The organism is Gluconacetobacter diazotrophicus PA1 5 (assembly GCF_000021325.1).
In the GTDB taxonomy this organism is placed as follows: Bacteria; Pseudomonadota; Alphaproteobacteria; order Acetobacterales; family Acetobacteraceae; genus Gluconacetobacter; species Gluconacetobacter diazotrophicus.
The window spans coordinates 31,525-57,026 of the sequence record NC_011365.1; the positions used below are offsets into that span (position 1 = coordinate 31,525).

Consider the following 25,502-nt stretch of genomic DNA (forward strand, 5'->3'; position numbering starts at 1 on the left):
CGTGGCGGGCCTGTTCATCACCTTCGAAGGGGGCGAGGGCGCGGGGAAATCTACCCAGGCGCAGCGCCTGGAGGCGCATCTGCGCGCCGCCGGCCGCGAGGTGGTGCGCACGCGCGAACCGGGCGGCACCCCGGGGGCCGAGGCCCTGCGCCAGTTGCTGCTGTTCGGCGGGCACGACCTGTCGCTGCGGGCGGAGATCCTGGCCCATTTCGCCGCGCGCTGCGACCATGTGGACCAGTTGATCCGCCCGGCGCTGGCGCGCGGCGCGGTCGTCATCTGCGACCGCTTCATCGATTCCACCCTGGCCTATCAGGGCTACGGGCTGGGTCGCGCCGATCCGGGGATCCTGCACCTGATCGCGGTGCTGGGCGCCCAGGTGGGGCTGGCGCCCGACCTGACGCTGGTCCTGATGCTGGAGCGGGCCGGCGCGCTGGCCCGCCTGCGCGCGCGCGGCGGCCCGGCGGACAGGTACGAGGCCGCCGACGAAGCCTTCCACGCCCGCGTCGCGGACGGATTCGACACCATCGCGCGGGCCGAGGCCGGGCGCTGCGTCACGATCGCGGCCGACCGGCCGGTGGATGTGGTCGCGGGCGACATCGCCCGCCTGGTGGACGCAAGGCTGGAAACGGATGCCCCCGGCGCCGCGTGACGCTCCGGACCTGGTGGGGCAGCAGGAAGCGCGACGCGCGTTCGAGGACGCGCTTCGCACCGGGCGGCTGCATCACGCCTGGCTGCTGACCGGCACCGAGGGCATCGGCAAGGCGACGATGGCCTTCTGGATGGCGCGGCTGCTGCTGAAGGGGACGGACCCCGACAGTCCCGCCGCACGGCGGATCGCCGCCGGCAGCCATGCCGACCTGCTGACCATCGCCCGGGGGGTGGATGAAAAGCGGCAGCGCCTGCGCGCTGAAATCGTGGCCGACGACGTGCGGCCGATCGGCCAGTTCCTGCACCGCACGGCAGCCGAGGATGGCTGGCGCGTCGTGATCGTGGACGGCGCGGAATACATGAACCGCAGCGCCGCCAACGCGATCCTGAAACTGCTGGAGGAACCGCCCCCGCGCGCCATCCTGATCCTGACCTGCGCCACGCCGGGGCGCCTGCTGCCGACGATCCGCAGCCGGTGCCGGACGCTGAAGCTGGGCCCGCTGTCGCCCGCCGACATGCATGCCGTCCTGTCCACGGTTGTCGAGGACGCGGCCCCCGACGACATCGCGCGCGTCGTGCCGCTGGCCCATGGATCGCCGGGCCGGGCGCTGGCGTTGCTGGCGGGTGACGGCGGCGCGCTGGGCGCCCTGGTCGCGCGCGTGATGGACGCGCCGGCAGGCCCGGGAGCCATGCGGGAAGGAGAGATGTACGAGATTGCGGAAGCGGTCCTGAAGCGGGAGAATGGCTTTTCCGTCTTCTTCGATCTGCTGTGCGATGCCATATCGGTGCGCACCCGCGCCGCCGTGCGCGGCACGATCCCGGCGGAAAGGCCGGCCGACCGCATGGTCGATCTCTGGCGTCGTCTGGTCCATCTGCGGGCCGAGACGGAACAGTTCAATCTGGATAAACATCAGGCCATCCTGAGCGGCCTGACATTGGTGAGTGGAATATGACCCGGCGCTATTACGTCACGACACCGATCTATTATGTGAACGGGGCGCCCCATATCGGCCACGCCTATACATCGGTCGCCGCCGACATCGTGGCGCGGTTCAAGCGGCTGGCGGGTTTCGACGTCTTCTTCCTGACCGGCACGGACGAACACGGCCAGAAGGTGGAACAGGCCGCCCAGGCGGCGGGCCTGGCCCCGATCGCGTTCGCGGACCGCGTTTCAGCCGATTTCCGCGCGATGTACGACGTGATGAACGTCTCGTACGACGATTTCATCCGCACCACCGAACCGCGTCACATCGCCGGCGCCACGGCCCTGTGGGAGAGGATCGCGGCGAACGGCCATATCTACCTGGGTGCGTACGAGGGCTGGTACGCCCTGCGCGACGAAAGCTTCTATAACGAGGACGAACTGGTTACCCAGCCCGACGGCACCCGGGTCGCGCCGACCGGCGCCCCGGTCGAATGGGTCCGCGAGCCGTCCTATTTCTTCCGCCTGTCCGCCTTCGCCGACCGGCTGCTGGACCTGTACGAAACCCGCCCGGGCTTCGTGGAGCCCGCGTCGCGGCGCAACGAGGTCGCAAGCTTCGTCCGCCAGGGCCTGCGCGACCTGTCGATCAGCCGCACCAGCTTCCGCTGGGGCATTCCGGTGCCCGGCGATGCCGATCACGTGATGTATGTCTGGGTCGACGCGCTGGCCAACTACCTGTCCGCGATCGGCTTTCCCGACGCCCGCAACCCGCGCGCGGGCTTCTGGCCGGCGAACCTGCACCTGGTGGGCAAGGACATCGTCCGCTTCCACGCCATCTACTGGCCGGCGCTGCTGATGGCGGCGGGTCTGGACCTGCCGGACTGCGTCTTCTCGCACGGATGGTGGACCATCGAGGGCGAGAAGATGAGCAAGTCGCTGGGCAATGTCGTCGATCCGCGCGACCTGGTGGCGGAATTCGGCCTGGACCCGGTGCGCTTCTTCCTGATGCGCGAAATGCCCTTCGGCGGTGACAGCGACCTGAGCCGCAAGGCCATCATCAACCGGATGAATGTCGAACTGGCCAACGACCTGGGCAACCTGGCGCAGCGCACGCTGTCGCAGGTGGCGCGCAATTGCGGCGGGCTGCTGCCGGAGCAGGGCACGCGGACCGACGACGACATCGCGCTGCTGGCGCAGGCCGACCTGCTGCCGACCCTGATGCACGAACAGATCGACCGCCGCGCCCTGACCGACGCGCTGGAAGAGGTCTGGCGCGTCATCCGCGCCTGCAACGCCTATATCGACCGCCAGGCCCCGTGGGCGCTGAAGAAGACCGATCCCGACCGGATGGCGGTGGTGCTGCGCGTGCTGGTCGATGCCCTGCGCGGCATCGGCACCATGCTGCAGCCCTACATGCCCGGCAGCATGGATGCGCTGCTGACGCAGCTTGGCGTGGCGGAGGACGAGCGCGATTTCGCGTCCCTGGCCACGCCGCTGCCGGGCGGACGCGCCCTGCCGCCGCCGCAGGGGATCTTTCCCCGTTACGTGGAGGCCGAGGCGCAATGACGGGACTGATCGATTCGCACTGCCATCTGGACCATTTCACGGATGACGAGATCCCGGACCTGCTGGACAGGGCGCGCCAGGCCGGGGTCGAAGGGATGGTGACGATCGGCACCCGCCTGTCGCGCGCGGCGCAGCAGAAGGACCTGACCCGCTTCAGCCGCCCGGACCTGCGGGTGTGGTGCACGGTGGGCACGCACCCGGACCATGTGGACGAATGCACGGTCGCGGACGCGGCCGGTATCGTGGCCCTGGCCGACGATCCGCGCGTGGTGGGAATCGGTGAGACGGGCCTGGATTACTTTCACGGGGCCGAATCCGTGCGGCCGTTGCAGCAGGCGCGCTTTCGCGCCCATATCGCGGCCGCGCGGCAGATGGACCTGCCGCTGGTCATCCATGCCCGCGATGCCGATGAGGATGTCGCCGAGATCCTGCGGGACGAAGTGGAGTCCCACGGCCCGTTCCGCTTCCTGCTGCACTGCTTCGCCTCGGGTCCCGACCTGGCGCGGGTGGGGCTGGAACTGGGGGGGTATGTCAGCTTCTCCGGTATCCTGACCTTTCCGAAATCGGATGCGCTGCGTGCCGTGGCACGGGACATTCCCCAGGACAGGCTGCTGGTGGAAACCGATTCGCCCTATCTGGCCCCGGTGCCGCAGCGGGGGCGCAAGAACGAGCCGGGTTTCGTCGCCCACACGGCGCGCCGGCTGGCGGAAGTACGGGACATGACGCCCGAAAGCCTGGCCGAGGTCACGACCGCGAACTTCCACCGGCTGTTCAGCCGGGCGGCCTGACCGATGGAACTGATCGTCCTGGGATGCGGCGGGTCGGCGGGGGTGCCGATGATCGGCGGCCCCGACGGCGCTGGCGACTGGGGCGTCTGCGATCCGGCGGAACCCCGCAACCGCCGCACCCGCGCATCCGTCCTGCTGCGGGGCGGGGACGGGGCGGTGCTGCTGGATACCGGCCCCGATCTGCGTGACCAGTTGCTGGCCCAGCGGATCGACCGGTTCGACGCGATCCTCTACACCCACGCCCATGCCGATCACATCGCGGGGCTGGACGAGGTCCGCGCCATCAACCGGGTGATCGACCGGCCGCTGCCGGTCTATGGCACGCCCCCGGTGCTGACCGACCTGGAAAACCGCTTCAATTACGCGTTTCGCCCCTGGTCCCCGCCCGGATTCTATCGCCCGGTGGTGGTGCCGCATGTCGTGCATGCCGGCCAGACGCTGGAGGTCGCGGGCCTGCATCTGCGCCTGTTCGAGCAGATACACGGCCGCACCCTGTCGCTGGGAGTGCGCTGCGGCACGATCGCCTATTCCACCGACGTGGTCGAACTGCCGGACGAGGCGTTCGCGGCGCTGGCCGGGATCGAAACCTGGGTGGTGGACTGCTTCCAGCGTTCTGCCGCCCATAGCGCGCATGCGTGGCTGGACCGGGTCCTGGAATGGCGGGCCCGGATCGCGCCGCGCCGGGTGATCCTGACCCATATGGGCCCCGACATGGACTGGGCCTGGATGCGGGCCAACCTGCCGGACGGGGTCGAGGCCGCGTTCGACGGCATGCGCGTCGCCTTTCACTGACCCGGGTCACTGACCCGGGCCGCCGACCCCGGTTTTGCAAAACCCGTGCAGGCTGCCGAGCATTTTGCAGCGACGCGCGATTTAGGTTGAATCGCACGCGGCGGGAGCGATACCGTTGGCTGTGACGACCCTGAGAGTCCGCTGCCCCGTCATCCCGCGATTTCGCCCTGGCCGATCCGCCTGGCCGAATCGCCCCGATCCGGGGCCGTGACGCGCCAACCCGCCTGAAAAGGGCCCGCCACCTGAAGGGGGATGTGCATTGAATGGCAGACTGACGACAACACAAGGCTGACGCTTCTCCCCGGACGGGGATCGCACCCCGCCCCGGGAACATTGTCCATGATACATGGTCGACCAGGGTCGTGACAGATCCTGGCGACGGTTCGGAGACATCTGCCGATGGTTTCTGATATCAACGTGTTTTCTCTGGCGACCGCGATGCGGGACCAGCGCCGCGAAGTCGAGATGAGTCTGTCCGACTATCTCGAACAGTGCCGCACGGACCCGTCCTGCTACGCGACCGCGGCGGAACGCATGCTCAAGGCGATCGGCGAGCCACGAACCGTCGATACGTCCCGCGATCCGCGCCTGTCACGCATCTTCATGAACCGCACCCTGCGGATCTATCCCGCCTTCTCGGATTTCTACGGCATGGAGGAGACGATCGAGCAGATCGTCGGCTTCTTCCGGCACGCGGCGCAGGGGCTCGAGGAACGCAAGCAGATCCTCTATCTGCTCGGCCCCGTCGGTGGCGGCAAATCGTCGCTGGGCGAACGGCTGAAGGCCCTGATGGAGAAGGAGCCGATCTACGTGCTCAAGGCCGGGCGGCATATCAGCCCGGTGTTCGAAAGCCCGCTGGGCGTGTTCGATCCCGACCGCATGGCCGGCGTGCTGGAGGAGCGGTACGGCATTCCCCGCCGGCTGCTGGGCGGCGTCGCCAGCCCCTGGGCGCTGAAGCGGCTGGAGGAGTTCGACGGCGACCTGTCGCGCTTCAGCGTGGTGAAGCTGCATCCCTCGCGCCTGCGCCAGATCGCCATCGCCAAGACCGAACCGGGCGACGACAACAACCAGGACGTGTCCGCCCTGGTGGGCAAGGTCGATATCCGGCAACTGGAGCATTTCAGCCAGAACGATCCCGACGCCTACAGCTTCTCGGGCGGCCTGAACCGCGCGAACCAGGGGCTGCTGGAATTCGTCGAGATGTTCAAGGCGCCGATCAAGATGCTGCACCCCCTGCTGACCGCGACGCAGGAAGGCAACTATGTCGGCACCGAGAATATCGGCAGCATCCCGTTCACCGGCGTGATCCTGGCCCATTCGAACGAGGCCGAATGGCAGACCTTCCGCAACAACCGCACGAACGAGGCCTTCCTGGACCGCGTCTGCGTCATCAAGGTGCCGTACTGCCTGCGGGTGACCGAGGAAACCCGGATCTATGAAAAGCTGGTCCAGTCCTCCAGCCTGGCCGAGGCCCCGTGCGCGCCCAACACGCTGGAAATGCTGGCCCGCTTCGCGGTGCTGTCGCGGCTGAAGCCGCACCCGAATTCGGCGCAGTTCGCCAAGATGCGGGTCTATGACGGCGAAAACATCCGCGAGACCGACCCCAAGGCCCGCACCATGCAGGAATATCGCGATGCGGCCGGCGTGGACGAGGGCATGGACGGGATTTCCACCCGCTTCGCCTACAAGGTGCTGTCCGCGACCTTCAACCATGATTCGGCCGAGATTTCGGCCGATCCGGTGCATCTGATGTATGTGCTGGAACAGGCGGTCCGGCGCGAGCAGTTCCCGCCCGAGGTCGAGGCCACCTACCTGGCGACCCTGAAGTCGGAACTGGCCGGCCGGTACGCCGAATTCCTGGGGCACGAGATCCAGAAGGCCTATCTGGAAAGCTACAACGACTACGGCCAGAACCTGTTCGACCGTTATCTGGACTACGCCGACGCATGGATCGAGGACCAGGATTTCAAGGACCCCGATACCGGGCAGATGCTGAACCGGGAACTGCTGAACGCCGAGCTGACCAAGATCGAGAAGCCGGCGGGCATCGCCAATCCCAAGGATTTCCGGAACGAGGTGGTCAAGTTCTCGCTGCGCGCGCGGGCGGGCAATGGGGGACGCAACCCGTCATGGACGTCCTACGAGAAGATCCGCGACGTGATCGAGAAACGGATGTTCAGCCAGGTCGAGGACCTGCTGCCGGTCATCAGCTTCGGGTCCAAGAAGGACGGGGAAACCGAGCGCAAGCATGACGAGTTCGTCGAGCGGATGGTCTCGCGCGGATATACGGAACGACAGGTCCGCAGGCTCGTTGAGTGGTACATGCGGGTCAAGCAGTCTGCGTGAACGGGAATGGTGTCGCCCAGTGGATATTATCGACAGACGTCCCAATCCCCATGGGAAGAATATCGAAAATCGGCGGCGCGTGCTGCAGCGCGCCCGTGCCGCCGTGCAGAAGGCCGTGCGCGATTCGGTCGCGCGCGGCAAGATCAGGGAGGTCGGGCAGGGAAATGCGGTGTCGATCCCGTCGGACGCGCTGCATGAGCCCACCTTCCACCGCGTCTTTTCCGAGGGTGTGCGCGAGATCGTGCTCACCGGTAACCGCGAGTTCTCGCGCGGGGACCGGCTGCAACGCCCGCCGGGCGGCGTAGGGCAGGGCGGTGGCGGCGAAGGGCAGGGCGGCGAAAAGGGGGGCGGCGAGGATTCCTTCCGCTTCGTGCTGAGCCGCGACGAATTCCTGGACCTGTTCTTCGACGACCTGGAACTGCCGGACCTGGTCAAGCGCGAGATCGCGGCCACCGAGACCAGCAAGCCCACCCGCAGCGGGCTGAGCAACGAGGGCGCGCCGTCGCACCTGGATCTGGGGCGGACGATGCGGCGGTCGATCGCCCGGCGCATCGGGCTGGGCCGTCCCAAGCCCGACGACCTGCGCGAGATCGAGGCCCGGATCGCCGAACTGGAGGACCGCCGGCCCCTGGGGACCGAGGATCTGGACGAACTGGAATCCCTGTGCGAACGCCGGGGCACGCTGCGCCAGCGCCTGGCACGGATTCCGTGGGTCGATCCGGTCGATCTGCGGTTCCGCCGCTATACCGTCGTGCCGCAGCCGGCGACGCGGGCCGTGATGTTCTGCATCATGGACGTCTCGGGCTCGATGACCGAGCGGATGAAGGACCTGGCGAAGCAGTTCTTCCTGCTGCTGCACGTCTTTCTGGAGCGGCGGTACAAGAAGGTCGAAATCGTCTTCATCCGCCACGCCGAAAGCGCCGAGGAGGTGGACGAGGAAACCTTCTTCCACGATCCGCGCACCGGCGGGACCATCGTGTCCTCGGCGCTGGAACTGATGTCCAGCATCCAGCGCGAGCGCTTTCCGTCGGGAAGCTGGAACATCTATGTCGCGCAGGCGTCGGACGGCGACAATGCGTCGTCCGACACCACCCGGACCGCCAGCCTGCTGCGGGACGAGATCCTGCCGGCGGTCCAGTACTATGCCTATATCGAAATCACGGGCTCGGGGGCGGTTATCCGTGGCGAGACCGACCTGTGGCGCAGCTACCGGACGATCGCGGATGAAAACGACCACCTGGCGATCCGGCAGGTCGGCGACCGCAAGGAAATCTTCCCCGTTTTCCGCGAACTGTTTTCCCGACAGCACGACACGGCGGAGGCATGATGAACCAGATCACGCCCAAAGGCGGTGGGGATGGGGGCGGCGCCCGGCCGGGCGGCCTGCTCTATTCCGGCAATGACTGGAACTTCCAGATCCTCCGCGATTGCTACGATGCGATCGCCGAGATCGCGGACAAGGAACTGGGGCTGGAACTCTATGCCAACCGGATCGAGATCATCACGTCCGAACAGATGCTGGACGTCTATACCTCGCACGGGATGCCGCTGGGGTACAAGCACTGGTCGTTCGGCAAGCGCTTCATCGGGCATGAAAACGCCTATCGCCGCGGACTGATGGGCCTGGCCTACGAGGTCGTCATCAATTCCGATCCCTGCATCAACTATCTGATGGAGGAAAATTCGGCGACGATGCAGGCGCTGGTCATCGCCCACGCCGCGTTCGGCCATAACCATTTTTTCCGCAACAACCGGCTGTTCCGCGAATGGACGGACCCGTCGGAGATTTTGGACTACCTGGAATTCGCCCGCGGCTTCATCGCGCGGTGCGAGGAACGGCACGGCGTGCGCGCGGTGGAGCGAATCCTGGATGCCGCCCACGCCCTGCAGAACCAGGGCGTCCACCGTCATTCGGGCGCCCGCAAGCTGGATCTGAAGGCCGAGCAGCAGCGCGCGCGCGAACGGCGCGCCTATGAAGACAGCATGTTCAACGATCTGTGGCGCACCCTGCCCACCGAACCGGCCGGCGAGGAAGGGCAGGCCGAGGGCGCCCTGGCACGGCGCCTGCTGGGCCTGCCCGAGGAAAACCTGCTCTATTTCCTGGAAAAGAACGCCCCCCGCCTGGCGTCGTGGGAGCGCGAGATCATCCGGATCGTGCGGATGGTCGCGCAATATTTCTACCCGCAGCCCCAGGTGAAGATGATGAACGAGGGCTGCGCCACCTGGGTGCATTCCTACATCATGCGCCGGCTGCATGAACTGGGCCGGATCGACGACGCGGCGTATCTGGAAGTCATCCATTCCACATCGAATGTGATCAGCCAGCCCGGTTTCGATGCCGGCGGCGGACCGTCCTTCAATCCCTACGCGCTGGGCTATGCGATGATGACCGACATCGCCCGGATCTGCGAGACACCCACCGAGGAGGACCGGACCTGGTTCCCCGATATCGCCGGCAACGGCGACCCGATCGGCACCCTGCGGCATGCCTGGGCGGAATACCGGGATGAAAGCTTCATCCAGCAATTCCTTTCCCCCAAGGTGATCCGGGATTTCCGCATGTTCCGCCTGCGCGACGACACCAGCCAGCCCTACCTGCTGGTCGACGCGATCCATGACGAGGCCGGATATCGCGACATCCGCCGCAGCGTGGCGCTGACCTACGATCCCGGGACGTTCTATACCGAAATCGAGATCGTGGATGTGGACCTGCTGGGCGACCGCACCCTGGTGCTGGAACATCGCAGCCGCACCGGCCAGATGCTCCAGCCCGGCGATGCGCGGCAGACGCTCGATTATCTTGCATTATTATGGGGTTATGGCGTCATCCTGAAGGAAATCGACAGCCAGACCGGAACCGTCGTCACCACCCATTCGGCCAAACCATCCGCATAACGCCGGGCACGTCCCGGCGGATCGGGAAAACGGGCTGGCCTTCGCCTGCGAAAATTTGTATCGAATGGAGATCGAAACGGGAGGCGATCGGTCGTGCGCGGCCCGATTCCCGATACGATGCTGGTGTGGCGAGAAACAAGGTTGCCGGATGATCACGCTGTCGCATTCCCCCGCCGGACGGCTTCATGCCCTCTGAGCGGCGTTACGGTGCCATCCGCCCTCTGGCCGCCCCGCTGACCGTCGCCGCCCTGCTGGGCGCGGCGATCCTCCAGCCCCTCGTCCCCCCGTCGGGGGCCCGCGCGGCCGAACCCATCCTGCAGACCGAGGAGAGCGACATCGTGACGCTCCCGCCCGGCGGCCCGCATCGGGTCCTGGTGCAGGACGGGGTGTACCGTCACAGCAAGGACGGGCGCGTCTATGTGGTGGACCTGGACAGCGGCAAGCTGCTGGGCATGGTCCAGGCGGCGTATAACGCCAACGTCGCCGCCGACCCGGCGGGCAGGACGTTCTACGTCGCCGAGACGGCGTGGGAGCGGGGCAATCGCGGCAGGCGCCACGACATGCTGGTGGCGTACAATCCGCTGACGCTGGAACCGACGCTGGACATCGACCTGCCCAGCCGCGCGCTGATCACGCCGAAGAAGGCCGACATGGCTGTCAGCGCCGACGGGCATTACGTCTATGTCTACGATACCAGCCCGACCAATTCGGTCCACGTCTTCGACGCGGCGCGCAAGGACGTGGTGCGCACGGTGGACGTACCCGGCTGCGCGCTGGTCTATCCGTGGGGCGGGGCGGGGTTCTCCTCGATCTGCGGTGACGGATCGCTGGCCAACGTGGCGCTGGACAAGACGGCCACACCCAGCCTGACCCATACCGCGCCCTTCTTCGTGCCCGACCGCGACCCGGTCTTCGAACACAGCCCGCAGGTCGCGGCCAGCGGGCATGTCTGGTTCATTTCCTACAGCGGGCTGGTCTACGACACGACGCTCGGGCCGCAGTCGAAGATCGGCGCGCCGTGGTCGATCCAGGCTGCTGCCGGGTTGAAGCCGGCCTCCGACGCGCGGGCCCCGTTCGCGGTGACGTGGCGGCCGGGCGGGTGGCAACTGGCGGCGGTGCGGGCGCGGGATTCCCACCTGTTTATCCTGATGCATCGGGGTCCGTTCTGGACCCACAAGGACGCGGGCACCGAATTGTGGGAACTGGACCTGAAGACCCGCAAGCTGGTGCGGCGCATCCATCTGGCGGCGCCCAGCATGATGGTCGGCGTGACGCAGGACGCGGCCTCGCGCATCATGCTGACCGATGAAGCCGGGGACCTGACGGTGCTGGACGGCGCCACCGGCGCGCCGGTACGCACGATCAGGAACCTGGGCGAAGCGCTCATCTTCACCGTGGCACCAGGGGAATGACGCGCGTGACGGAGACCCGGAACGACATGGAGCGCAACGGTTTCGATCGCTTGACCGAACGGCTGGCCCGCTATCTGGCGGGCCGGTCCTCGCGACGCGGCGCGCTGGCGCGGCTGGGCGGCTGGGCGGCGTCCGTCCCGCTCTTTCCGCTGCTGCCGGTCTGGCGGGGCGACGCCCGGGCGGCGGACGCGCCCGCGGCCCCGTCGGCGGCCCCGTCACCCTTCGCGGCGAAGGCGCAGGCCAAAGACGACACGAAGTGCGATTACTGGCGGTATTGCGCCATCGACGGCAATCTGTGCACCACCTGCGGCGGCGGGGTGCATAGCTGCCCGCCCGGCACGCATCCGTCGCCGACCTCGTGGATCGGGACCTGCTTCAACCCGCAGGATCGCCGGTCGTACCTGATCGCCTATCGCGACTGCTGCGGGCAGGATGCCTGCAACGAGCAGAACTGCCTGGGTACCGACGGCGACCTGCCGACCTATCGCCCGCAGGCCAATAACGACATCATCTGGTGTTTCGGGACCGGCTCGCTTCTCTATAACTGCTCGACAGCCGCAATCGTAGGAACCGCTGAATGAAGAAAATCCTTACCCTGGCCGCCACTCTGTCCCTGGCCGGGGCGACGACCGCTTTTGCCGCGCCGGATGGCCAGGCGCTGTACGGGGCCAATTGCGGCATCTGCCACCAGGGTGGCGGCGTCGGCGCGCCGGGCCAGTTTCCGCCCCTGGCGAACCGGATCGACAAGATCGCCTCGACCCCCGAAGGCAAGAAATACGTGACCCAGGTGCTGGTGAACGGCCTGGCCGGCTCGATCCAGGCGGGGGGCGCGACCTATGTCGGCTTCATGCCCAGCTTCAAGAGCCTGCCCGACGACCAGATCGCGGCCATCCTGACCTATCTGTCGTCGCTGGGTTCGACCAAGCCCGCCCCGGTCTTCGCGGCGGCCGATCTGGCGGCGGCGCGTGCGGCGCCGATGTCGTCCTCGGCCGTGGCCGCGGCCCGAAAGACGCTGAATGCGGCGCATCCCCTTCCGTAAGTCGGTCTGGCCGGTCATCGCGGTTCTTGCGGTGGCCGGTCTTCTTCCGCCGGGGCCTGCAGCCCGGGCGCTGGACCGGACCCGCACGACCTACCTGACCAAATGCGGCGGATGTCACGGGATCGAGGGCCAGTCGGGCCAGACCTATATTCCGACCCTGCGTGACCGGATCGGGGTGCTGACCTGCACGGCGGAAGGACGGTCCTATCTGCTGGAGGTGCCTGGGGTGTCGATGTCGCTGATCCGCGACGACGCGTTGATGGCGCAGGTGATGAATTTCGTCCTGTTCGACCTCGGGGGCGCCAGCACGCCCCGGGGCACGGCGCCCTTCACCGCGCGCGAAATCCATGCCCTGCGCGGCCACCCGTTGGACACGACCGACCTGCCGACGGTGCGAGCGGCGGTGTGGGCGCGGGCGACGGCGGCCTGCGCGGCCCAAGCCGGTGGGCATTCCGGCGGGCGTTCCGGCACCTACTGACGCTTCAGGGCAGGCGGCGCGCCAGCTCGGCGATGGCGATGCGGAAGGCGTCGAACAGGTCGTCCCGCACGGCGACGTGCCCGCCGGACAGGTGGATGAATCCTTCGACCATTCCGTTCTGCAGCATGCCCTCGGAATGGGCCAGGATGCCGTCGCTGTCCTCGACCGCGCCGGACCCGACCGGGGCGTCATGCGTGACGCGCGGGCGCAGATCGTCGCCCCAGGCGGCGCGGCGATATGCGCGCACCTTCTCGGGATACGGGCGCCCATCGGTCGTATAGCCGGCCAGTGGCTTGCCCTGCGCCATCATGTAGCCGATTTCCACCGCCGTGCCCGGGTCCATGTCGGCGGCGCGGCGGAACGGGTCGATGCAGAAGATCCCGCCGGCGCAGCGATCCATCAGGGCGCGGTCGGCCATGACGATCTTCAGCATCGTCTCGGGGCCGGGGGGCAGGGATTCGATGCCGGCCTGGCCGTCGAAAGGGGCCACGCCCTCGACCCCCGCCGCGCGGCACAGCACGCGCAGCCGGTCGAAAATCGCGATCGCGCCGGGCCGGAAGACCAGGTCGCCGGCCAGATAGACGGTCTTGTTCGTGCCCATGCCCCGAAAGTTCCCTCATCCCATCCATCGGGCCGCGTCCCCGTGCGTCTTTTCCTTGCCACGACCCGATTCGCATCTTATGTGGAAGCGCCAACGGTCGGGTACCCGAGGCTCTGGGACCCATGCAATGGTTGATGAGGTTCCAGAACGATGTCTTCGCCCCATAATCCGCTATCCCATCCGCGCGTCGACGATCGCATCCGCGAGGCGCTGGCGTTCGACGACGTTCTGGTCGTCCCGGCGGAATCCAATGTCCTGCCCGGACAGACCTCGACGAAAAGCCGCCTGACGCGCCGCATCGGCCTGAATATCCCGCTGATTTCCTCGGCCATGGACACGGTGACCGAGGACGCGATGGCCATCGCCATGGCGCAGCAGGGCGGCATGGGCGTGATCCACAAGAATCTGAGCGTCGAGGAACAGGCCGAGCAGGTCCGGCGCGTGAAGCGTTTCGAATCCGGCATGGTCGTCAATCCGGTGACGGTGTGGCCCGACCAGACCCTGGCCGACGTCAATGCGATCATGTCGCGCCACGGCATCAGCGGCCTGCCGGTGATCGAGCGCGAGACCAAGCGGCTGGTCGGCATGCTGACCAACCGCGACGTCCGCTTCGCCACCGATCCCGCCCTGCGCGTGGATTCGCTGATGACGCGGGAAAACCTGGTGACCGTCGGCGCCGATGTCGGCCACGACCAGGCGCGGCAGTTGCTGCACCGCCACCGGATCGAGAAGCTGCTGGTAGTCGATGACGAAGGGCGCTGCGTCGGACTGATCACCGTCAAGGACATCGAAAAGGCGGTCCTGCACCCGCTGGCCAACAAGGATGAGATGGGGCGCCTGCGCTGCGCCGCCGCGACCGGCGTGGGCGAGGACGGGTTCACCCGCGCCCGGGCGCTGATCGAGGCCGGGGTGGATGTCGTGGTCGTCGATACCGCGCACGGCCATTCCTCGGGCGTGCTGGACACGGTGGCGCGGGTCAAGGCGGTGGATGACCGGATCCAGGTCGTCGCCGGCAACGTCGCGACGCCCGAGGCCGCCGTGGCGCTGATCGAGGCCGGGGCCGACTGCGTGAAGATCGGCATCGGCCCGGGGTCGATCTGCACCACGCGGGTCGTGGCCGGCGTGGGCGTGCCGCAGTTCAGCGCGGTGCTGGAAACCTCGGCCGCGTGCCATGAGCTGGACGTGCCAGCCATCGCCGATGGCGGCATACGGACGTCGGGCGACATCGTCAAGGCGATCGGGGCCGGGGCGGACGTGGTCATGATCGGCTCGCTGCTGGCCGGGACCGAGGAAGCGCCGGGCGAGGTGTTCCTGTATGAAGGCCGGTCCTACAAATCCTATCGCGGGATGGGCAGCCTGGGCGCCATGGCGCGCGGCTCGGCGGACCGGTATTTCCAGCAGGAGATCAAGGAAACCCACAAGATGGTCCCCGAGGGGATCGAGGGGCGCGTCGCCTACAAGGGCGGCATGGACGCCGTGGTGCACCAACTGGTCGGTGGCCTGCGCGCCGGCATGGGCTATACCGGGTCGGCCACGATCGCGGACCTGCAGGTTCGTGCGCGTTTCCGCCGCATCACGGGGGCGGGACTGCGCGAAAGCCACGTCCATGACGTGGCGATCACGCGCGAGGCGCCGAATTACCGCCGCGACTGATAGGACCGACATGACCCCCAGTGCGCGGCTCGCCGCCGCGATCGATCTGCTGTCGGCGATGGAGGCCACGCCCCGTCGCCCGGCGGATGCCGTCGCCAATGCCTTCTTCCGTGAACGACGCTATATCGGTGGCGGAGACAGGCGGGCGATATCGGCGCGTGTCTGGACCGTGCTGCGTCACTGGCGCCATCTGGCCTGGTGGCTGGATCGCGCGGGGGCGGCGGCCACGCCCCGGGCGCGGCTGATCGCGGCGCTGGCGCTGATGCCCCAGCCCGGCGAGGCGCCGCAGGACCTGTTCGTGTCCCAGGACCGCTACGCGCCGCAGCCCCTGTCGGCGGCGGAACGGGACCTGGCCACCCGGCTGCGCGGCCAGGCCATGGTCCACCCCGACATGCCGCGTGCGGTCCGGCTGGAAGTGCCGGACTGGCTGCTGCCGCGGCTGGAGGAAACGTTCGGCGCCGACCTGGATGCCGAAGTGGCGGCGCTGGCCGGCGAGGCGACGCTGGACCTGCGGGTGAACCTGCTGAAGACCACGCGGGCCGAGGCCGCGCGCCTGCTGGCCGCCGACGGCATCATGGCCGAACCGACGGGCCTGTCCCCCTGGGGCCTGCGCGTGCCCGGGCGGCAGCCGGTGACGGCCACGGCGGCCTTCAAGTCCGGACTGGTGGAAATCCAGGACGAAGGCAGCCAGATCGTGGTGGCGGCCGCCGACGCGCGGCCCGGCATGCGGGTGCTGGATTACTGCGCGGGCGCCGCCGGCAAGACGCTGGGCATGGCGATGACCATGGAAAATCGCGGCCATATCGTGGCCTGCGACGTCTCCGAACCCCGGCTGGAGGGCGCGGTGCGCCGCCTGCGCCGCGCGGGCGTCCATAATGCGGAACGGCACCTGCTGGTCCCGGGCGACCGCTGGGCCCGGCGGCGGGCCGCCAGCTTCGACCGGGTGCTGGTCGATGCCCCCTGCACCGGAACCGGGACATGGCGGCGCAATCCCGACGCGCGGCTGCGCCTGACCGAGCAGGACCTGGCCGAACTGATGGCCAAGCAGGCCGACATCCTGGCGACCGCCTCCGCCCTGGTGCGGCCGGGCGGGCGTCTGGTCTATGCCACCTGTTCGATCCTGCGCGAGGAGAACCAGGACCGGATCGCGTCGTTCCTGCGCGCCTCGCCGCATTTCCGCCGGGCGGAAACGGTGCCTGACCTGGCGCCCGATCTGGCACAGGATGGGATGATCGCGCTGTCACCCTTGCGGCACGGGACCGACGGATTCTTCGCCGCGATCCTGGAACGCACGGCCTGAACAAAAAAAACGTTCTTTTTTAATGACAAAGTGGTCGATCGTTCCGGATTGTCGCTGTCCCGGCCCGCGTTGTAATCTGACGGATATCAAGGCGGCCCAACAGGTCGGGAGACGCAATGCAGGATAATCTGGCCATCGGGATCTTATGCGTGCTGGGCGGCGGAATCGGCGCCCAATGGGTAGCGTGGCGATTCCGGCTGCCGGCCATCGTCCTGCTGTTCGCGCTGGGGCTGCTGTACGGGCCGGGGCTGAACCTGCTGCATCCGTCGGCCGCGATCGGCGGCTATTTCCATCCCATCGTCTCGCTGGCCGTCGCCTTCATCGTGTTCGAAGGCGGGCTGGGGCTGGATTTCCGGCAATGGCGCGCGGCGGGCGAGGGCGTGCTGCGCCTGACGGTCGTGGCCCTGCCGATCAACTGGATCCTGGGCGCGCTGGCGGCGCATTTCGTCGGGCATCTGCACTGGGGCGCATCCTGGCTGTTCGGCGCCATCATCGTGGTGACGGGGCCGACGGTGGTGCTGCCGCTGCTGCGCCACACCAAGCTGCGCCCCCGGGTGGCGGCCTTCCTGCGGTGGGAGGCCATCCTGAACGACCCGGTGGGCGCGATCCTGGCGACGCTGGTGCTGGAATTCCTGATGATCCAGGGCAACCGGCATTCGGGCATGTTCATGGCCGAAATCGTGCCCCACCTGCTGTTCGCCACCATGATGGCGCTGGGCTGCGGGGTGTTTCCGGCCGTGCTGGTGCGGTTTCTGTCCACCCGCGACCTGATCCCGGAAATCCTGCGCATTCCCATCATCCTGACGCTGGCGATGAGCGTCTTCGCGGTCTGCAACTTCGTCATGGAAGGGGCGGGGCTGATGGCCGCCACGGTCTTCGGCATGGCGCTGACGAACATGCACGTCATCGGCATGTCCGAACTGCGGCGGATCAAGGAATCGCTGGGCGTGCTGGTGGTGTCGTGCCTGTTCGTGATGCTGACCGCCGATCTGCATCGCGCGGTGCTGGAACGCCTGTCGCTGCCGATCGTGGCGATGACGCTGACCGTGCTGTTCGTGGTGCGGCCGGTGGGTATCCTGCTGTCCACCATCCGCGCCAACCTGTCGTGGCAGGAACGCCTGTTCGTCGGCTGGATCGCGCCGCGCGGGATCGTGGCCGCCGCCGTCGCCGGCGTCGCCGGCCTGCAATTGCAGGAAGCCGGCTATCCCAGCGCCGACCTGGTGACGCCGGGCGTGTTCGCCCTGATCGCCACCACCATGATCCTGCATGGGTTTTCGCTTCGCCCGCTGGCGCGCGCGCTGCGCCTGACCCTGTCCGACGAACCGGCGCTGGCGATCGTCGGCGCCAGCGCCTGGTCCACCGACCTGGCCGGCGTGCTGCATCGCCTGGGGTGCCCGGTCATGCTGGTGGACACCTATACCGGCGCGCTGGCCCCCGCGTCACGCGCCGGCATCCCGATCCTGAAGGCGGAACTGCTGTCCGACGAAGGGCTGGAAAGCCTGGAGGAACGGCCGGCGGACTATCTGATCGCGGCGACGCCGGACGCGATCTACAACGGACTGGTCTGCGCGCGGCTGGCGCCGGATTTCGGGCGCCAGCGCGTGTTCCAGGTCAGCCCCGGCGTGGCGCGGCTGGATCTGTACCGGGGGTTGAGCCGCGATTCACGGGGCAGGGTTCTGGGCGATCCGGCATGGAACTTCACGCTGTTCGATACCCTGTTCGAACGGGGCTGGCGCTTTCGCAGCATCCCCTTCGCGCCGCCGCCGGCCGGCGGCGCGGCAGGCGGGACGCCGCCCCCGGGCGAACCCCTTGCCGAAGGCAATCGCCTGATGATCATGACCGTGCGCAAGGGCGTTGCCATCTGGATTCGGTCGGCCGAGGACGAGGTGCCGGTCGAGCCGCTGGCCGGAGATACGATCATCATCATGTCGCCCCCGTGAGTCTGTCTGGAAACGCGCGCTGGCGGCGATCCGACGCGCGTTTCCTGTGCTTCGCTGCTCACGGCCATCAAGGCCGCTCCGCTGCGATGCTCGGAAACACACGCCGGCCGTGCCGCTTCGCGGCACTCTCGCTCACCAGCCCACGTTTTCAGACAGACTCCGTCGGGATCAGCCCGGTTCGGGAACTTCGATTTCCGTCAGGCCGGCGGCGAGCAGGCGGCGCAGGTCCGATTCGCGCAGGGCGATGCAGCCTTCGGTCGGGCGGCCATCGGGCGATTGCAGGTGCAGGAAGATCGCCGACCCGCGCCCCGGGACGGGCGGGGCGTCATTGTAGCCCAGCACGATCACGATATTGTAAACATCATCGTCCCGCCACAGGCGCTCGTGCCGGGCAGGATGGGGCAGGGTGACGGGCCGGTTGTAATCGGCGTGGGCCGGATCGTCGCACCAGCCGTCGCCGGGCGCCAGCGGTTCCACCGGCAGGCGACAGGCCGGGGGCGGCACGCGGTCCGCGCGATACAGGACGCGCCGCAATGGCAGAAGGCCGGTCGGCGTGGCATGATCGCCTTCCTGCTTCAGCGCCCGAATTCCTGCGGCACCAATCAGGGCCGGAATGCGTTCACCCATGCAATGCAGTTGTGCATCCTGGCCTGTATTCGTTTTTAAAACCGCGCGTATCATTGGGGCCTCCAACCGGGTCGCCTTTCCCCGGGATTCGGTCCTAGAGTGGACGATACCGGCGTAGTCGTGAAAGAGGTACCGTGCGGGGTGGCTGGCTCCGGACGCTGCCGTTTCCGCGCCAGGATGATATAGGTTATGGATACCGGCCCCACGCAGATGGGGAACGGTCAAAATAAAGAGGGTTCGATGGCAGGTGCGCGTCCCATTCTGATAGTGGATGACGATCAGACGTTACGTCATATGCTCGTCGAACAATTGCAGTTGGAAGGAGAGTTCCAGGCGATCGAAGCCGACTCGGTCGCCGATGCCTGGGACAAGCTGAATGCCCCGGGGGCGCGATTCGACGCCATCATCCTGGACGTGACGCTGCCCGACGGGGACGGACGGGATTTCTGCGCCGAGCTGCGGCGCCAGGGCAAGCGGATCCCCATCATCATCCTGACGGGTTCGGACGATGAAACGGACGTGGTCCGCGGGCTGGATGCCGGGGCCAACGACTATGTCGCCAAGCCCTTCCGCATCGCCGAGCTGCTGGCCCGGCTGCGCGCCCAGATGCGCATCTTCGAAAACAGCGAGGACGCGGTCTTCTCGATCGGGCCGTATGTGTTCCGTCCGTCGGCCAAGCTGCTGCAGGAACCCACGCGCAACCGCCGCATCCGGCTGACCGAGAAAGAGGCGGCGATCCTGAAATTCCTCTATCGCGCCGGGACGCGGCCGGTGCCGCGCCAGGTCCTGCTGAACGAGGTCTGGGGCTATAACGCCGCCGTCACCACCCACACGCTGGAAACCCACATCTACCGCCTGCGGCAGAAGATCGAGCCCGATCCGACCAACGCGTCGCTGCTGGTGACCGAGGGCGGCGGCTATCGCCTGGACCCCGAGGGTGGAATGCGCATCGCCTGAGTATTGGTCCGGAAACGCGCGCTGGTGGTGATCCGGCGCGCGTTTCCGGGATGCTCCGGTGCGCAGAAACACATGGCGGAGGCGGGCCCTTTGGGACGCTCCCGCTCATCAGCCCACGTTTGCGGGCAGCCCTGTCAGGCGAAATCCATCGCGACGGGCACGTGGTCCGACGTCGTGGGCCAGTCCCGTGCCTCGCGCAGCACCGTCATGTCCTTCAGCGCCGCCGTCAGGTCGGGCGTGATCCAGACATGGTCCAGGCGGCGGCCGCGATTGGAGGCCTTCCAGTCGCGGTTGCGGTAGGACCACCACGTATACAGCTTCTCGTCGGGCGGCACGAAATGGCGCATCGCATCGACGAAGCCGCAGGCCTGCCACGCCATAAGCCGCGTGACTTCCGGTGGGGTGTGGCTGACCACGTTCAGCAGCTGCTTGTGGCTCCACACATCCTGTTCCAGCGGGGCGATGTTCAGGTCACCCACCAGGATGGTGCGGTGGCTGGTGCGGCCCGTGAACCAGGACGTGGCTTCGTCCACGAAAGCCAGCTTGTGGGCGAATTTTGGGTTGGCATCCGGGTCGGGGATGTCGCCACCGGCGGGCACGTAGAAATTATGCAGTTCCACCGGCCGCCCCCCCATGGGGAACGAGGCCGCGATGTGACGGCAGTCGCTGCGGGCGCACCAGTCCGGCGTGTCGTCCAGGGGGGTCAGCGGAACGCGCGACAGGATGGCGACGCCGTTATAGGATTTCATCCCGCGATGCTGGATATGGACATAGCCCAGGTCGCGGATCGCATCGGCGGGGAACAGGTCGTCGGGGACCTTGGTCTCCTGCAGGCAGATGATGTCGGGCCGCAGCTCCGCGCCCAGCCGGGCCAGCAGCGGCAGCCGCAGCCGAAGCGAATTGATATTCCACGTGACGATGCGCATATGTGTGGCATTGCCGATCACGCGTCCCCTGACAAGATCTAATCCGCCACGTGCGCACCGGCGGGCAAAGGGGCGCATTGCCCGGATGATGCGGCGGTCCAAAAAAAATCGCGCGGAGGGGATTTTGTCCACGTTGGGGGATTGACATCCTTATTTTCAAAGGATTGCTGGAAATTCATCTGAAATCTTCGGCAGCTTTCCAATAAAATGCTTTAACTTCAATGGATTACATTGTTGTGCTGTTTTTTTGTGCAATTCAAGCCGGGGGCAGGAAAACCGCCGCCCCCACGATTCTGTCAGCGTCTGCTCCACAGACTTATCCACATGATCGGTGGATGAACGGACGTGCCGCCTGATGGATGCCGATGTCGTGCCGGCCTCGTCGGTGAAGGGGGTCGAGGCGATCCTGCTGGCCCTGCAGACCATGCCGCTTTCCCCGGGCGTCTATCGGATGCTGGGCGAGAAGGGCGAGGTCCTGTACGTGGGCAAGGCCCGGATCCTGAAGCGGCGGGTGACGTCGTACACGCATCTGAGCAAGCTGCCCGAGCGCCTGCGCCGCATGGTGTCCGAGACGGTCACGATGGAGATCGTGACCACGCACACCGAGGCCGAGGCCCTGCTGCTGGAAGCCAACTACATCAAGCGCATGAAGCCGCGCTTCAATATCCTGCTGCGCGACGACAAGAGCTATCCCTGGATCATGCTGACGGATGGCGCGGAATTCCCCCAGGTGACCAAGCATCGGGGCAAGCCGGTCAAGGGGGCGTCGTACTGGGGACCGTTCGCCTCGGCCTGGGCGGTCAACCAGACGCTGAACCTGATCCAGCGGGTCTTCCTGCTGCGCACCTGTTCGGATTCGGTGTTCGCGTCCCGGACGCGGCCCTGCCTGCTGTTCCAGATCAAGCGCTGTTCCGCCCCCTGCGTCGCGCGCATCGGTCAGGCGGAATACGCCCATCTGGTCGAGCAGGCGCGGGCCTTCCTGTCCGGCCAGCGCGGCGGCATCCGCGAGGAACTGGTGCGCGAGATGGAGGCGGCGGCGGCCTCGCTGGAATTCGAGCGGGCGGCGACCATTCGCGACCGTATCCGTGGCTTCGCCGCGATGCAGGATTCCTCGGTCATCAACCCGGCGTCGCTGGATGACGCGGATATCGTGGCGATCGCGCAGGCGGCGGGGCATTCCTGCATCCAGGTCTTCTTCATCCGTGGCGGGCGCAATAACGGCAACCGCGCCTTCTTCCCCGCCCATGCGCGCGACGAGGCGGCGCCGGACATCGTGGGCGCGTTCCTGGCGCAGTTCTATGACGACAAGCCGCCGCCGGCGCAGATCCTGCTGAACTGCGAGATCGCGGAACACGACCTGATGGCCGATGCCCTGGGGATCAAGCGCGGCCGCAAGGTCGAAATCCTGGTGCCGAAGCGGGGCGAGAAGCGGGCTGTGGTCGAACACGCCGAAACGAACGCCCGCGAGGCGCTGGAGCGCAAGCTGGCCGAAAGCACGGCCCAGGCGCGCCTGCTGGAGGGCATGGCCGACCTGTTCGGACTGGATGCCCCCCCGCGGCGGATCGAGATCTACGACAACAGCCATATCATGGGGACCAATGCCTATGGCGTCATGGTGGTGGCGGGACCCGAGGGCTTCGACAAGCGCAGCTACCGCAAGTTCTCGATCCGTGGCCCGATCACGCCGGGCGACGATTTCGCGATGATGCGCGAGGTCCTGGAACGGCGCTTCAGCCGTGCCCTGCGCGAGCGCGACGACTCTGCCGGCGCGTCCAGTCCGGCCGACTGGCCGGATATCGTGCTGATCGACGGCGGCGCCGGCCAGTATTCGGCAGTACGGGCCGTGCTGGACGAACTGGGGGTGACGGACGTGACCCTGGTCGCCATCGCCAAGGGGCCGGACCGCGATGCGGGGCGAGAGTGGTTCCATATGGCGGATCGGCCGCCCTTCCAGTTACCGCCGCGCGATCCGGTGCTGTACTACCTGCAGCGGTTGCGGGACGAGGCCCACCGCTTCGCCATCACCACCCACCGGGCGGGCCGGTCCAAGGCCCTGGTGAAATCGGAACTGGACGAGATCCCGGGCGTGGGCGCGGCGCGCAAGCGGGCGCTGCTGAACCAGTTCGGGTCCGCCCGCGGCGTGCGGCAGGCGGGGCTGGCGGAACTGGAGGCCACGCAAGGGATCAATCGCGAAACCGCGCGCGTTGTCTACGGGCACTTCCATCCGGGCTGGACCGGCGCCTGACGGACGGGCAAGAAGGGTGTACGGTCTGCCAGGCGTGAGCAAATTCGTCATCAGACCGTCGTGAAGAGCCGTTCCTGTCCCCCTCGTGTTGTTGTACTGTTACCGCGATGCTGACCGACCTGCCCAATATCCTGACCTTGTCGCGGATTGTGGCGATTCCCGTTCTGGTGGCCCTTGTGGCGATAGGGGCTCCGGTCACGGATTGTGCGGCGTGCCTGCTGTTCATCGCCGCCGGCATCACCGATTACCTGGACGGCAAGCTGGCGCGTGCCTGGCATCAATATTCCGACCTGGGCCGGATGCTGGACCCGATCGCCGACAAGCTGCTGGTGGGCGCGTCGCTGATGATGCTGGCCGGATGCGACCGTCTGCCGTTCGGGTCGCTGTATCCCGCCATCATCATCCTGGCGCGGGAGATCCTGATCAGCGGGCTGCGCGAATTCCTGGCCTCGACCCGTATCAGCCTTCCGGTCACGCGGCTGGCGAAATGGAAGACCGGCATCCAGATGACCGCGATCGGCTTCCTGCTGGCGGGTGACAGCACGGGGCGGCTGCTGCACCTGGAATGGATGCACGTCGGCACGGTCGGGGCCGTCCTGTTGTGGATTGCCGCGGCGCTGACCGTCCTGACGGGATGGGATTACCTGCTGACCGGGCTGCGTCATGTGGGCCGGAATGGCGGGGTGTCGAAAATCGCCCCCTGATTGTATCTCTATGTTCTATGCTACTTGAGGTTGCGGTGAGGAATGGGCAGACTTCCTCTTGCCGGCGAACGGGGTTGCCGAGGGGGAGGGGGACGATGCGCAGGACGGCGGTGCTGTCATGGCTTGTGCTGCCATTGCTTGTACCGCAGGCCGGATGTGCCGGTTTCGGCAAGCTGATGGCCGATGACGCGACCTTTCCGGGCGCCAACCCCAACATGCCGGTGGGCGATGCAGAAAATCTGCGTCGCGCGCGGGGCGAGGCCGCGTCCGACCAGCCGATCCTGCCCCAGGGCGGCAATATGTGGCCGGGACCGCCCGCGCCGCTGCCCACCCTGGGCGACGCGTCGCGCGAGCATGCCGGTCCGGATGACGGATTGCCGGCTGATGCCACCGGTTCCGAACTGCCCGAGGGCGGCACCCTGAGCGCGGGCGAGCAGGCCGAGATCCGGGGCGGCGTGCAGGGGATTTCGGGCACGCCACCAGCGGTGGTGCATGACGATTCCGCCCGCTACCGCTCCGGCCAGGCGGCCTCGACCATCGTCATCCCGAACGGGGATGGCACCAGCACCATCATCGCACCGGACGGAACGGTGAAGACGGTGAAGGACCCGCCGACCGTCCCCAGATAAGAGGCTTCAAGGCGCAAACGTGGTTACGATCCTGTATTTCGCATGGCTCAGGGACCGGCTGGGACGATCGGGGGAATCGATCGCCCTGCCGGAGGGCGGCTGTTCGGTCGGTGAGCTGATGCAGCGCCTGAGCGTGCGCGACGCCGCGTACGGGCAGGTGTTCGGCCCGGATGGCGGGCCGATCCGCTGCGCAGTCAACCAGGAATTCGCCAGTCACGCGGACCACGTGGGGCCGGGTGACGAACTGGCCTTCTTCCCGCCGGTCACAGGGGGATAGGGCATGCGGGTCGATGTCCGGGTCCAGGCCGACCCGTTTTCCCTGGACGTGGAAACCGCCCGGCTGACGCGGGACGGGCACGATATCGGGGGGATGGGTATGTTCCTGGGGGTCGTGCGGGGCGGCGACGGGCTGGCGGCGCTGACGCTGGAACATTACCCGGGCATGACCGAATCCATGATCGCGCGAATCGTCCACGAGGCCGGCGCGCGATTCGGCCTGCTGGCCTGCACGGTCATCCATCGTGTCGGACGGCTGGAGGTCGGCGCGCCGATCGTGCTGGTGCTGTGTGCCGCCGCCCATCGCGGCGCGGCGCTGGAGGCCACGTCCTTCGTCATCGACTGGCTGAAGACCCGGGCCCCGTTCTGGAAGCGCGAGGACCGCGCCGATGGAAGCAGCGCCTGGGTCGAAGCGCGCGAAAGCGACGAGGCCGCGGCCACGCGCTGGGGTCCGGTCGGCTGACGCGGCACGCGCGGGGCGATTCGCTCCGCGACGCGGCCGGGGGAAGAAAAAAAACATTTCCCTTGACCCGAGGAAAGCCGGGGAAAGTTTTGAATCCGCTCGGGATCGCGCCCTTGCCGTTCGGGTGGCTTCATATATCTAGTGCTCTTCAGTTGCCCGGCCGCGATATGTAGGGGCATAATCACGATACGGGCATAGGGCGCATCGCTGCCATGTCCGGCGATTCACGGAGATGATGGATGACCCTGGACGACGTATCCGGAACTGTGTCTGATCATTCCGCCGGCGAGCGAGA

The 25,502-nt window shown here is 67.3% G+C and carries 24 protein-coding genes; 21 read left to right on the top strand and 3 right to left on the bottom strand.

The genetic code is table 11. The features are described 5' to 3' along the window. Position 1 precedes the first annotated feature (1 nt). From tmk to GDIA_RS00200, 12 genes are all read left to right on the top strand, one after another. A complete protein-coding gene (tmk, locus tag GDIA_RS00145) occupies positions 2 to 649 on the top strand; it encodes a dTMP kinase (RefSeq protein ID WP_012225339.1) in 648 nt (215 codons plus the stop codon). Next, entirely contained in the window at positions 630 to 1,601 is a 972-nt protein-coding gene (locus tag GDIA_RS00150) for a DNA polymerase III subunit delta' (RefSeq protein WP_012552930.1), read from the top strand. The genes tmk and GDIA_RS00150 overlap by 20 nt, the downstream gene beginning before the upstream one ends. Next, a complete protein-coding gene (gene metG, locus GDIA_RS00155) occupies positions 1,598 to 3,136 on the top strand; it encodes a methionine--tRNA ligase (protein WP_012225343.1) in 1,539 nt (512 codons plus the stop codon). The genes GDIA_RS00150 and metG overlap by 4 nt, the downstream gene beginning before the upstream one ends. Next, positions 3,133 to 3,924 (top strand): TatD family hydrolase, encoded by a 792-nt coding sequence (locus tag GDIA_RS00160; protein ID WP_012225345.1) that lies wholly within the window; start codon positions 3,133 to 3,135, stop codon positions 3,922 to 3,924. The genes metG and GDIA_RS00160 overlap by 4 nt, the downstream gene beginning before the upstream one ends. 3 nt (positions 3,925 to 3,927) lie before the next feature. Continuing rightward, the gene (locus GDIA_RS00165; protein ID WP_012552931.1) at positions 3,928 to 4,716 is read left to right on the top strand and encodes an MBL fold metallo-hydrolase; all 789 of its coding nucleotides are present in this window, start codon (positions 3,928 to 3,930) and stop codon (positions 4,714 to 4,716) included. Between the two features lie 399 nt (positions 4,717 to 5,115). Continuing rightward, a complete protein-coding gene (locus GDIA_RS00170) occupies positions 5,116 to 7,062 on the top strand; it encodes a PrkA family serine protein kinase (RefSeq protein WP_012552932.1) in 1,947 nt (648 codons plus the stop codon). A gap of 19 nt (positions 7,063 to 7,081) precedes the next feature. Then, positions 7,082 to 8,389 carry a YeaH/YhbH family protein gene (locus tag GDIA_RS00175; protein WP_012225351.1) on the top strand — a complete coding sequence of 436 codons (1,308 nt, stop codon included), beginning with the start codon at positions 7,082 to 7,084 and terminating at the stop codon, positions 8,387 to 8,389. After that, on the top strand, positions 8,386 to 9,957 hold the full coding sequence (locus GDIA_RS00180; RefSeq protein ID WP_012225353.1) for a SpoVR family protein: 1,572 nt from the start codon (positions 8,386 to 8,388) through the stop codon (positions 9,955 to 9,957). Before GDIA_RS00175 ends, GDIA_RS00180 begins: the two co-directional genes overlap by 4 nt. A gap of 185 nt (positions 9,958 to 10,142) precedes the next feature. Continuing rightward, complete coding sequence (locus tag GDIA_RS00185; protein WP_012552934.1) at positions 10,143 to 11,369, top strand: amine dehydrogenase large subunit; 1,227 nt, start codon at positions 10,143 to 10,145, stop codon at positions 11,367 to 11,369. Further along, entirely contained in the window at positions 11,366 to 11,950 is a 585-nt protein-coding gene (gene mauA, locus GDIA_RS00190) for a methylamine dehydrogenase (amicyanin) small subunit (protein ID WP_012225357.1), read from the top strand. Before GDIA_RS00185 ends, mauA begins: the two co-directional genes overlap by 4 nt. Further along, positions 11,947 to 12,408, top strand: coding sequence for a c-type cytochrome (locus GDIA_RS00195; RefSeq protein ID WP_012225359.1), 462 nt, complete (start codon positions 11,947 to 11,949; stop codon positions 12,406 to 12,408). The genes mauA and GDIA_RS00195 overlap by 4 nt, the downstream gene beginning before the upstream one ends. After that, positions 12,386 to 12,886 (top strand): c-type cytochrome, encoded by a 501-nt coding sequence (locus tag GDIA_RS00200; RefSeq protein WP_012225360.1) that lies wholly within the window; start codon positions 12,386 to 12,388, stop codon positions 12,884 to 12,886. Before GDIA_RS00195 ends, GDIA_RS00200 begins: the two co-directional genes overlap by 23 nt. A 4-nt stretch (positions 12,887 to 12,890) precedes the next feature. On the opposite strand, the gene GDIA_RS00205 is transcribed toward GDIA_RS00200, so the two are convergent. Next, the gene (locus GDIA_RS00205; RefSeq protein ID WP_012225361.1) at positions 12,891 to 13,487 is read right to left on the bottom strand and encodes a nucleoside 2-deoxyribosyltransferase; all 597 of its coding nucleotides are present in this window, start codon (positions 13,485 to 13,487) and stop codon (positions 12,891 to 12,893) included. 150 nt (positions 13,488 to 13,637) lie between these two features. Here GDIA_RS00205 and guaB point away from each other — a divergent pair, with 150 nt between their 5' ends. From guaB to GDIA_RS00220, 3 genes are all read left to right on the top strand, one after another. Then, entirely contained in the window at positions 13,638 to 15,140 is a 1,503-nt protein-coding gene (gene guaB, locus GDIA_RS00210) for an IMP dehydrogenase (protein ID WP_012225362.1), read from the top strand. Between the two features lie 10 nt (positions 15,141 to 15,150). Beyond that, on the top strand, positions 15,151 to 16,440 hold the full coding sequence (locus tag GDIA_RS00215; protein ID WP_012552935.1) for an RsmB/NOP family class I SAM-dependent RNA methyltransferase: 1,290 nt from the start codon (positions 15,151 to 15,153) through the stop codon (positions 16,438 to 16,440). Positions 16,441 to 16,556: 116 nt separating this feature from the next. Then, the gene (locus tag GDIA_RS00220) at positions 16,557 to 18,380 is read left to right on the top strand and encodes a cation:proton antiporter (RefSeq protein ID WP_012552936.1); all 1,824 of its coding nucleotides are present in this window, start codon (positions 16,557 to 16,559) and stop codon (positions 18,378 to 18,380) included. 168 nt (positions 18,381 to 18,548) lie between these two features. On the opposite strand, the gene GDIA_RS00225 is transcribed toward GDIA_RS00220, so the two are convergent. Then, positions 18,549 to 19,007 (bottom strand): L,D-transpeptidase family protein, encoded by a 459-nt coding sequence (locus GDIA_RS00225; RefSeq protein WP_081434690.1) that lies wholly within the window; start codon positions 19,005 to 19,007, stop codon positions 18,549 to 18,551. 240 nt (positions 19,008 to 19,247) lie between these two features. Between GDIA_RS00225 and GDIA_RS00230 the strand changes: the two genes are divergently transcribed. Further along, on the top strand, positions 19,248 to 19,964 hold the full coding sequence (locus GDIA_RS00230) for a response regulator transcription factor (protein WP_012552938.1): 717 nt from the start codon (positions 19,248 to 19,250) through the stop codon (positions 19,962 to 19,964). Positions 19,965 to 20,098: 134 nt separating this feature from the next. Here the strand turns inward: GDIA_RS00230 and GDIA_RS00235 are convergent, their stop codons facing one another. Further along, positions 20,099 to 20,890, bottom strand: coding sequence for an exodeoxyribonuclease III (locus GDIA_RS00235; RefSeq protein WP_173363369.1), 792 nt, complete (start codon positions 20,888 to 20,890; stop codon positions 20,099 to 20,101). Between the two features lie 355 nt (positions 20,891 to 21,245). Here GDIA_RS00235 and uvrC point away from each other — a divergent pair, with 355 nt between their 5' ends. The 5 genes from uvrC (at position 21,246) to GDIA_RS00260 (ending at position 25,207) form a co-directional block, all read left to right on the top strand. Continuing rightward, positions 21,246 to 23,135 (top strand): excinuclease ABC subunit UvrC, encoded by a 1,890-nt coding sequence (gene uvrC, locus GDIA_RS00240; RefSeq protein ID WP_012552939.1) that lies wholly within the window; start codon positions 21,246 to 21,248, stop codon positions 23,133 to 23,135. Between the two features lie 107 nt (positions 23,136 to 23,242). Next, complete coding sequence (gene pgsA, locus GDIA_RS00245) at positions 23,243 to 23,839, top strand: CDP-diacylglycerol--glycerol-3-phosphate 3-phosphatidyltransferase (RefSeq protein ID WP_012552940.1); 597 nt, start codon at positions 23,243 to 23,245, stop codon at positions 23,837 to 23,839. A 95-nt stretch (positions 23,840 to 23,934) separates the two neighbouring features. Next, positions 23,935 to 24,468 carry a hypothetical protein gene (locus GDIA_RS00250; RefSeq protein WP_231854281.1) on the top strand — a complete coding sequence of 178 codons (534 nt, stop codon included), beginning with the start codon at positions 23,935 to 23,937 and terminating at the stop codon, positions 24,466 to 24,468. 19 nt (positions 24,469 to 24,487) lie between these two features. Then, positions 24,488 to 24,745, top strand: coding sequence for a MoaD/ThiS family protein (locus GDIA_RS00255; protein ID WP_012225373.1), 258 nt, complete (start codon positions 24,488 to 24,490; stop codon positions 24,743 to 24,745). Positions 24,746 to 24,748: 3 nt separating this feature from the next. Then, positions 24,749 to 25,207, top strand: a complete 459-nt coding sequence (locus GDIA_RS00260; protein ID WP_012225374.1) for a molybdenum cofactor biosynthesis protein MoaE — start codon at positions 24,749 to 24,751, stop codon at positions 25,205 to 25,207. Positions 25,208 to 25,502 lie beyond the last annotated feature (295 nt).

Bases quoted from the DNA above. Each gene is read 5' to 3' on its own strand.
- GDIA_RS00150 (WP_012552930.1), top strand. From the start codon at position 630: ATGCCCCCGGCGCCGCGTGACGCTCCGGACCTGGTGGGGCAGCAGGAA.
- metG (WP_012225343.1), top strand. From the start codon at position 1,598: ATGACCCGGCGCTATTACGTCACGACACCGATCTATTATGTGAACGGG.
- GDIA_RS00160 (WP_012225345.1), top strand. From the start codon at position 3,133: ATGACGGGACTGATCGATTCGCACTGCCATCTGGACCATTTCACGGAT.
- GDIA_RS00165 (WP_012552931.1), top strand. From the start codon at position 3,928: ATGGAACTGATCGTCCTGGGATGCGGCGGGTCGGCGGGGGTGCCGATG.
- GDIA_RS00170 (WP_012552932.1), top strand. From the start codon at position 5,116: ATGGTTTCTGATATCAACGTGTTTTCTCTGGCGACCGCGATGCGGGAC.
- GDIA_RS00180 (WP_012225353.1), top strand. From the start codon at position 8,386: ATGATGAACCAGATCACGCCCAAAGGCGGTGGGGATGGGGGCGGCGCC.
- GDIA_RS00185 (WP_012552934.1), top strand. From the start codon at position 10,143: ATGCCCTCTGAGCGGCGTTACGGTGCCATCCGCCCTCTGGCCGCCCCG.
- mauA (WP_012225357.1), top strand. From the start codon at position 11,366: ATGACGCGCGTGACGGAGACCCGGAACGACATGGAGCGCAACGGTTTC.
- GDIA_RS00195 (WP_012225359.1), top strand. From the start codon at position 11,947: ATGAAGAAAATCCTTACCCTGGCCGCCACTCTGTCCCTGGCCGGGGCG.
- GDIA_RS00200 (WP_012225360.1), top strand. From the start codon at position 12,386: ATGCGGCGCATCCCCTTCCGTAAGTCGGTCTGGCCGGTCATCGCGGTT.
- GDIA_RS00205 (WP_012225361.1), bottom strand. From the start codon at position 13,487: ATGGGCACGAACAAGACCGTCTATCTGGCCGGCGACCTGGTCTTCCGG.
- guaB (WP_012225362.1), top strand. From the start codon at position 13,638: ATGTCTTCGCCCCATAATCCGCTATCCCATCCGCGCGTCGACGATCGC.
- GDIA_RS00215 (WP_012552935.1), top strand. From the start codon at position 15,151: ATGACCCCCAGTGCGCGGCTCGCCGCCGCGATCGATCTGCTGTCGGCG.
- GDIA_RS00220 (WP_012552936.1), top strand. From the start codon at position 16,557: ATGCAGGATAATCTGGCCATCGGGATCTTATGCGTGCTGGGCGGCGGA.
- GDIA_RS00225 (WP_081434690.1), bottom strand. From the start codon at position 19,007: ATGGGTGAACGCATTCCGGCCCTGATTGGTGCCGCAGGAATTCGGGCG.
- GDIA_RS00230 (WP_012552938.1), top strand. From the start codon at position 19,248: ATGGCAGGTGCGCGTCCCATTCTGATAGTGGATGACGATCAGACGTTA.
- GDIA_RS00235 (WP_173363369.1), bottom strand. From the start codon at position 20,890: ATGCGCATCGTCACGTGGAATATCAATTCGCTTCGGCTGCGGCTGCCG.
- uvrC (WP_012552939.1), top strand. From the start codon at position 21,246: ATGGATGCCGATGTCGTGCCGGCCTCGTCGGTGAAGGGGGTCGAGGCG.
- pgsA (WP_012552940.1), top strand. From the start codon at position 23,243: ATGCTGACCGACCTGCCCAATATCCTGACCTTGTCGCGGATTGTGGCG.
- GDIA_RS00250 (WP_231854281.1), top strand. From the start codon at position 23,935: ATGCGCAGGACGGCGGTGCTGTCATGGCTTGTGCTGCCATTGCTTGTA.
- GDIA_RS00260 (WP_012225374.1), top strand. From the start codon at position 24,749: ATGCGGGTCGATGTCCGGGTCCAGGCCGACCCGTTTTCCCTGGACGTG.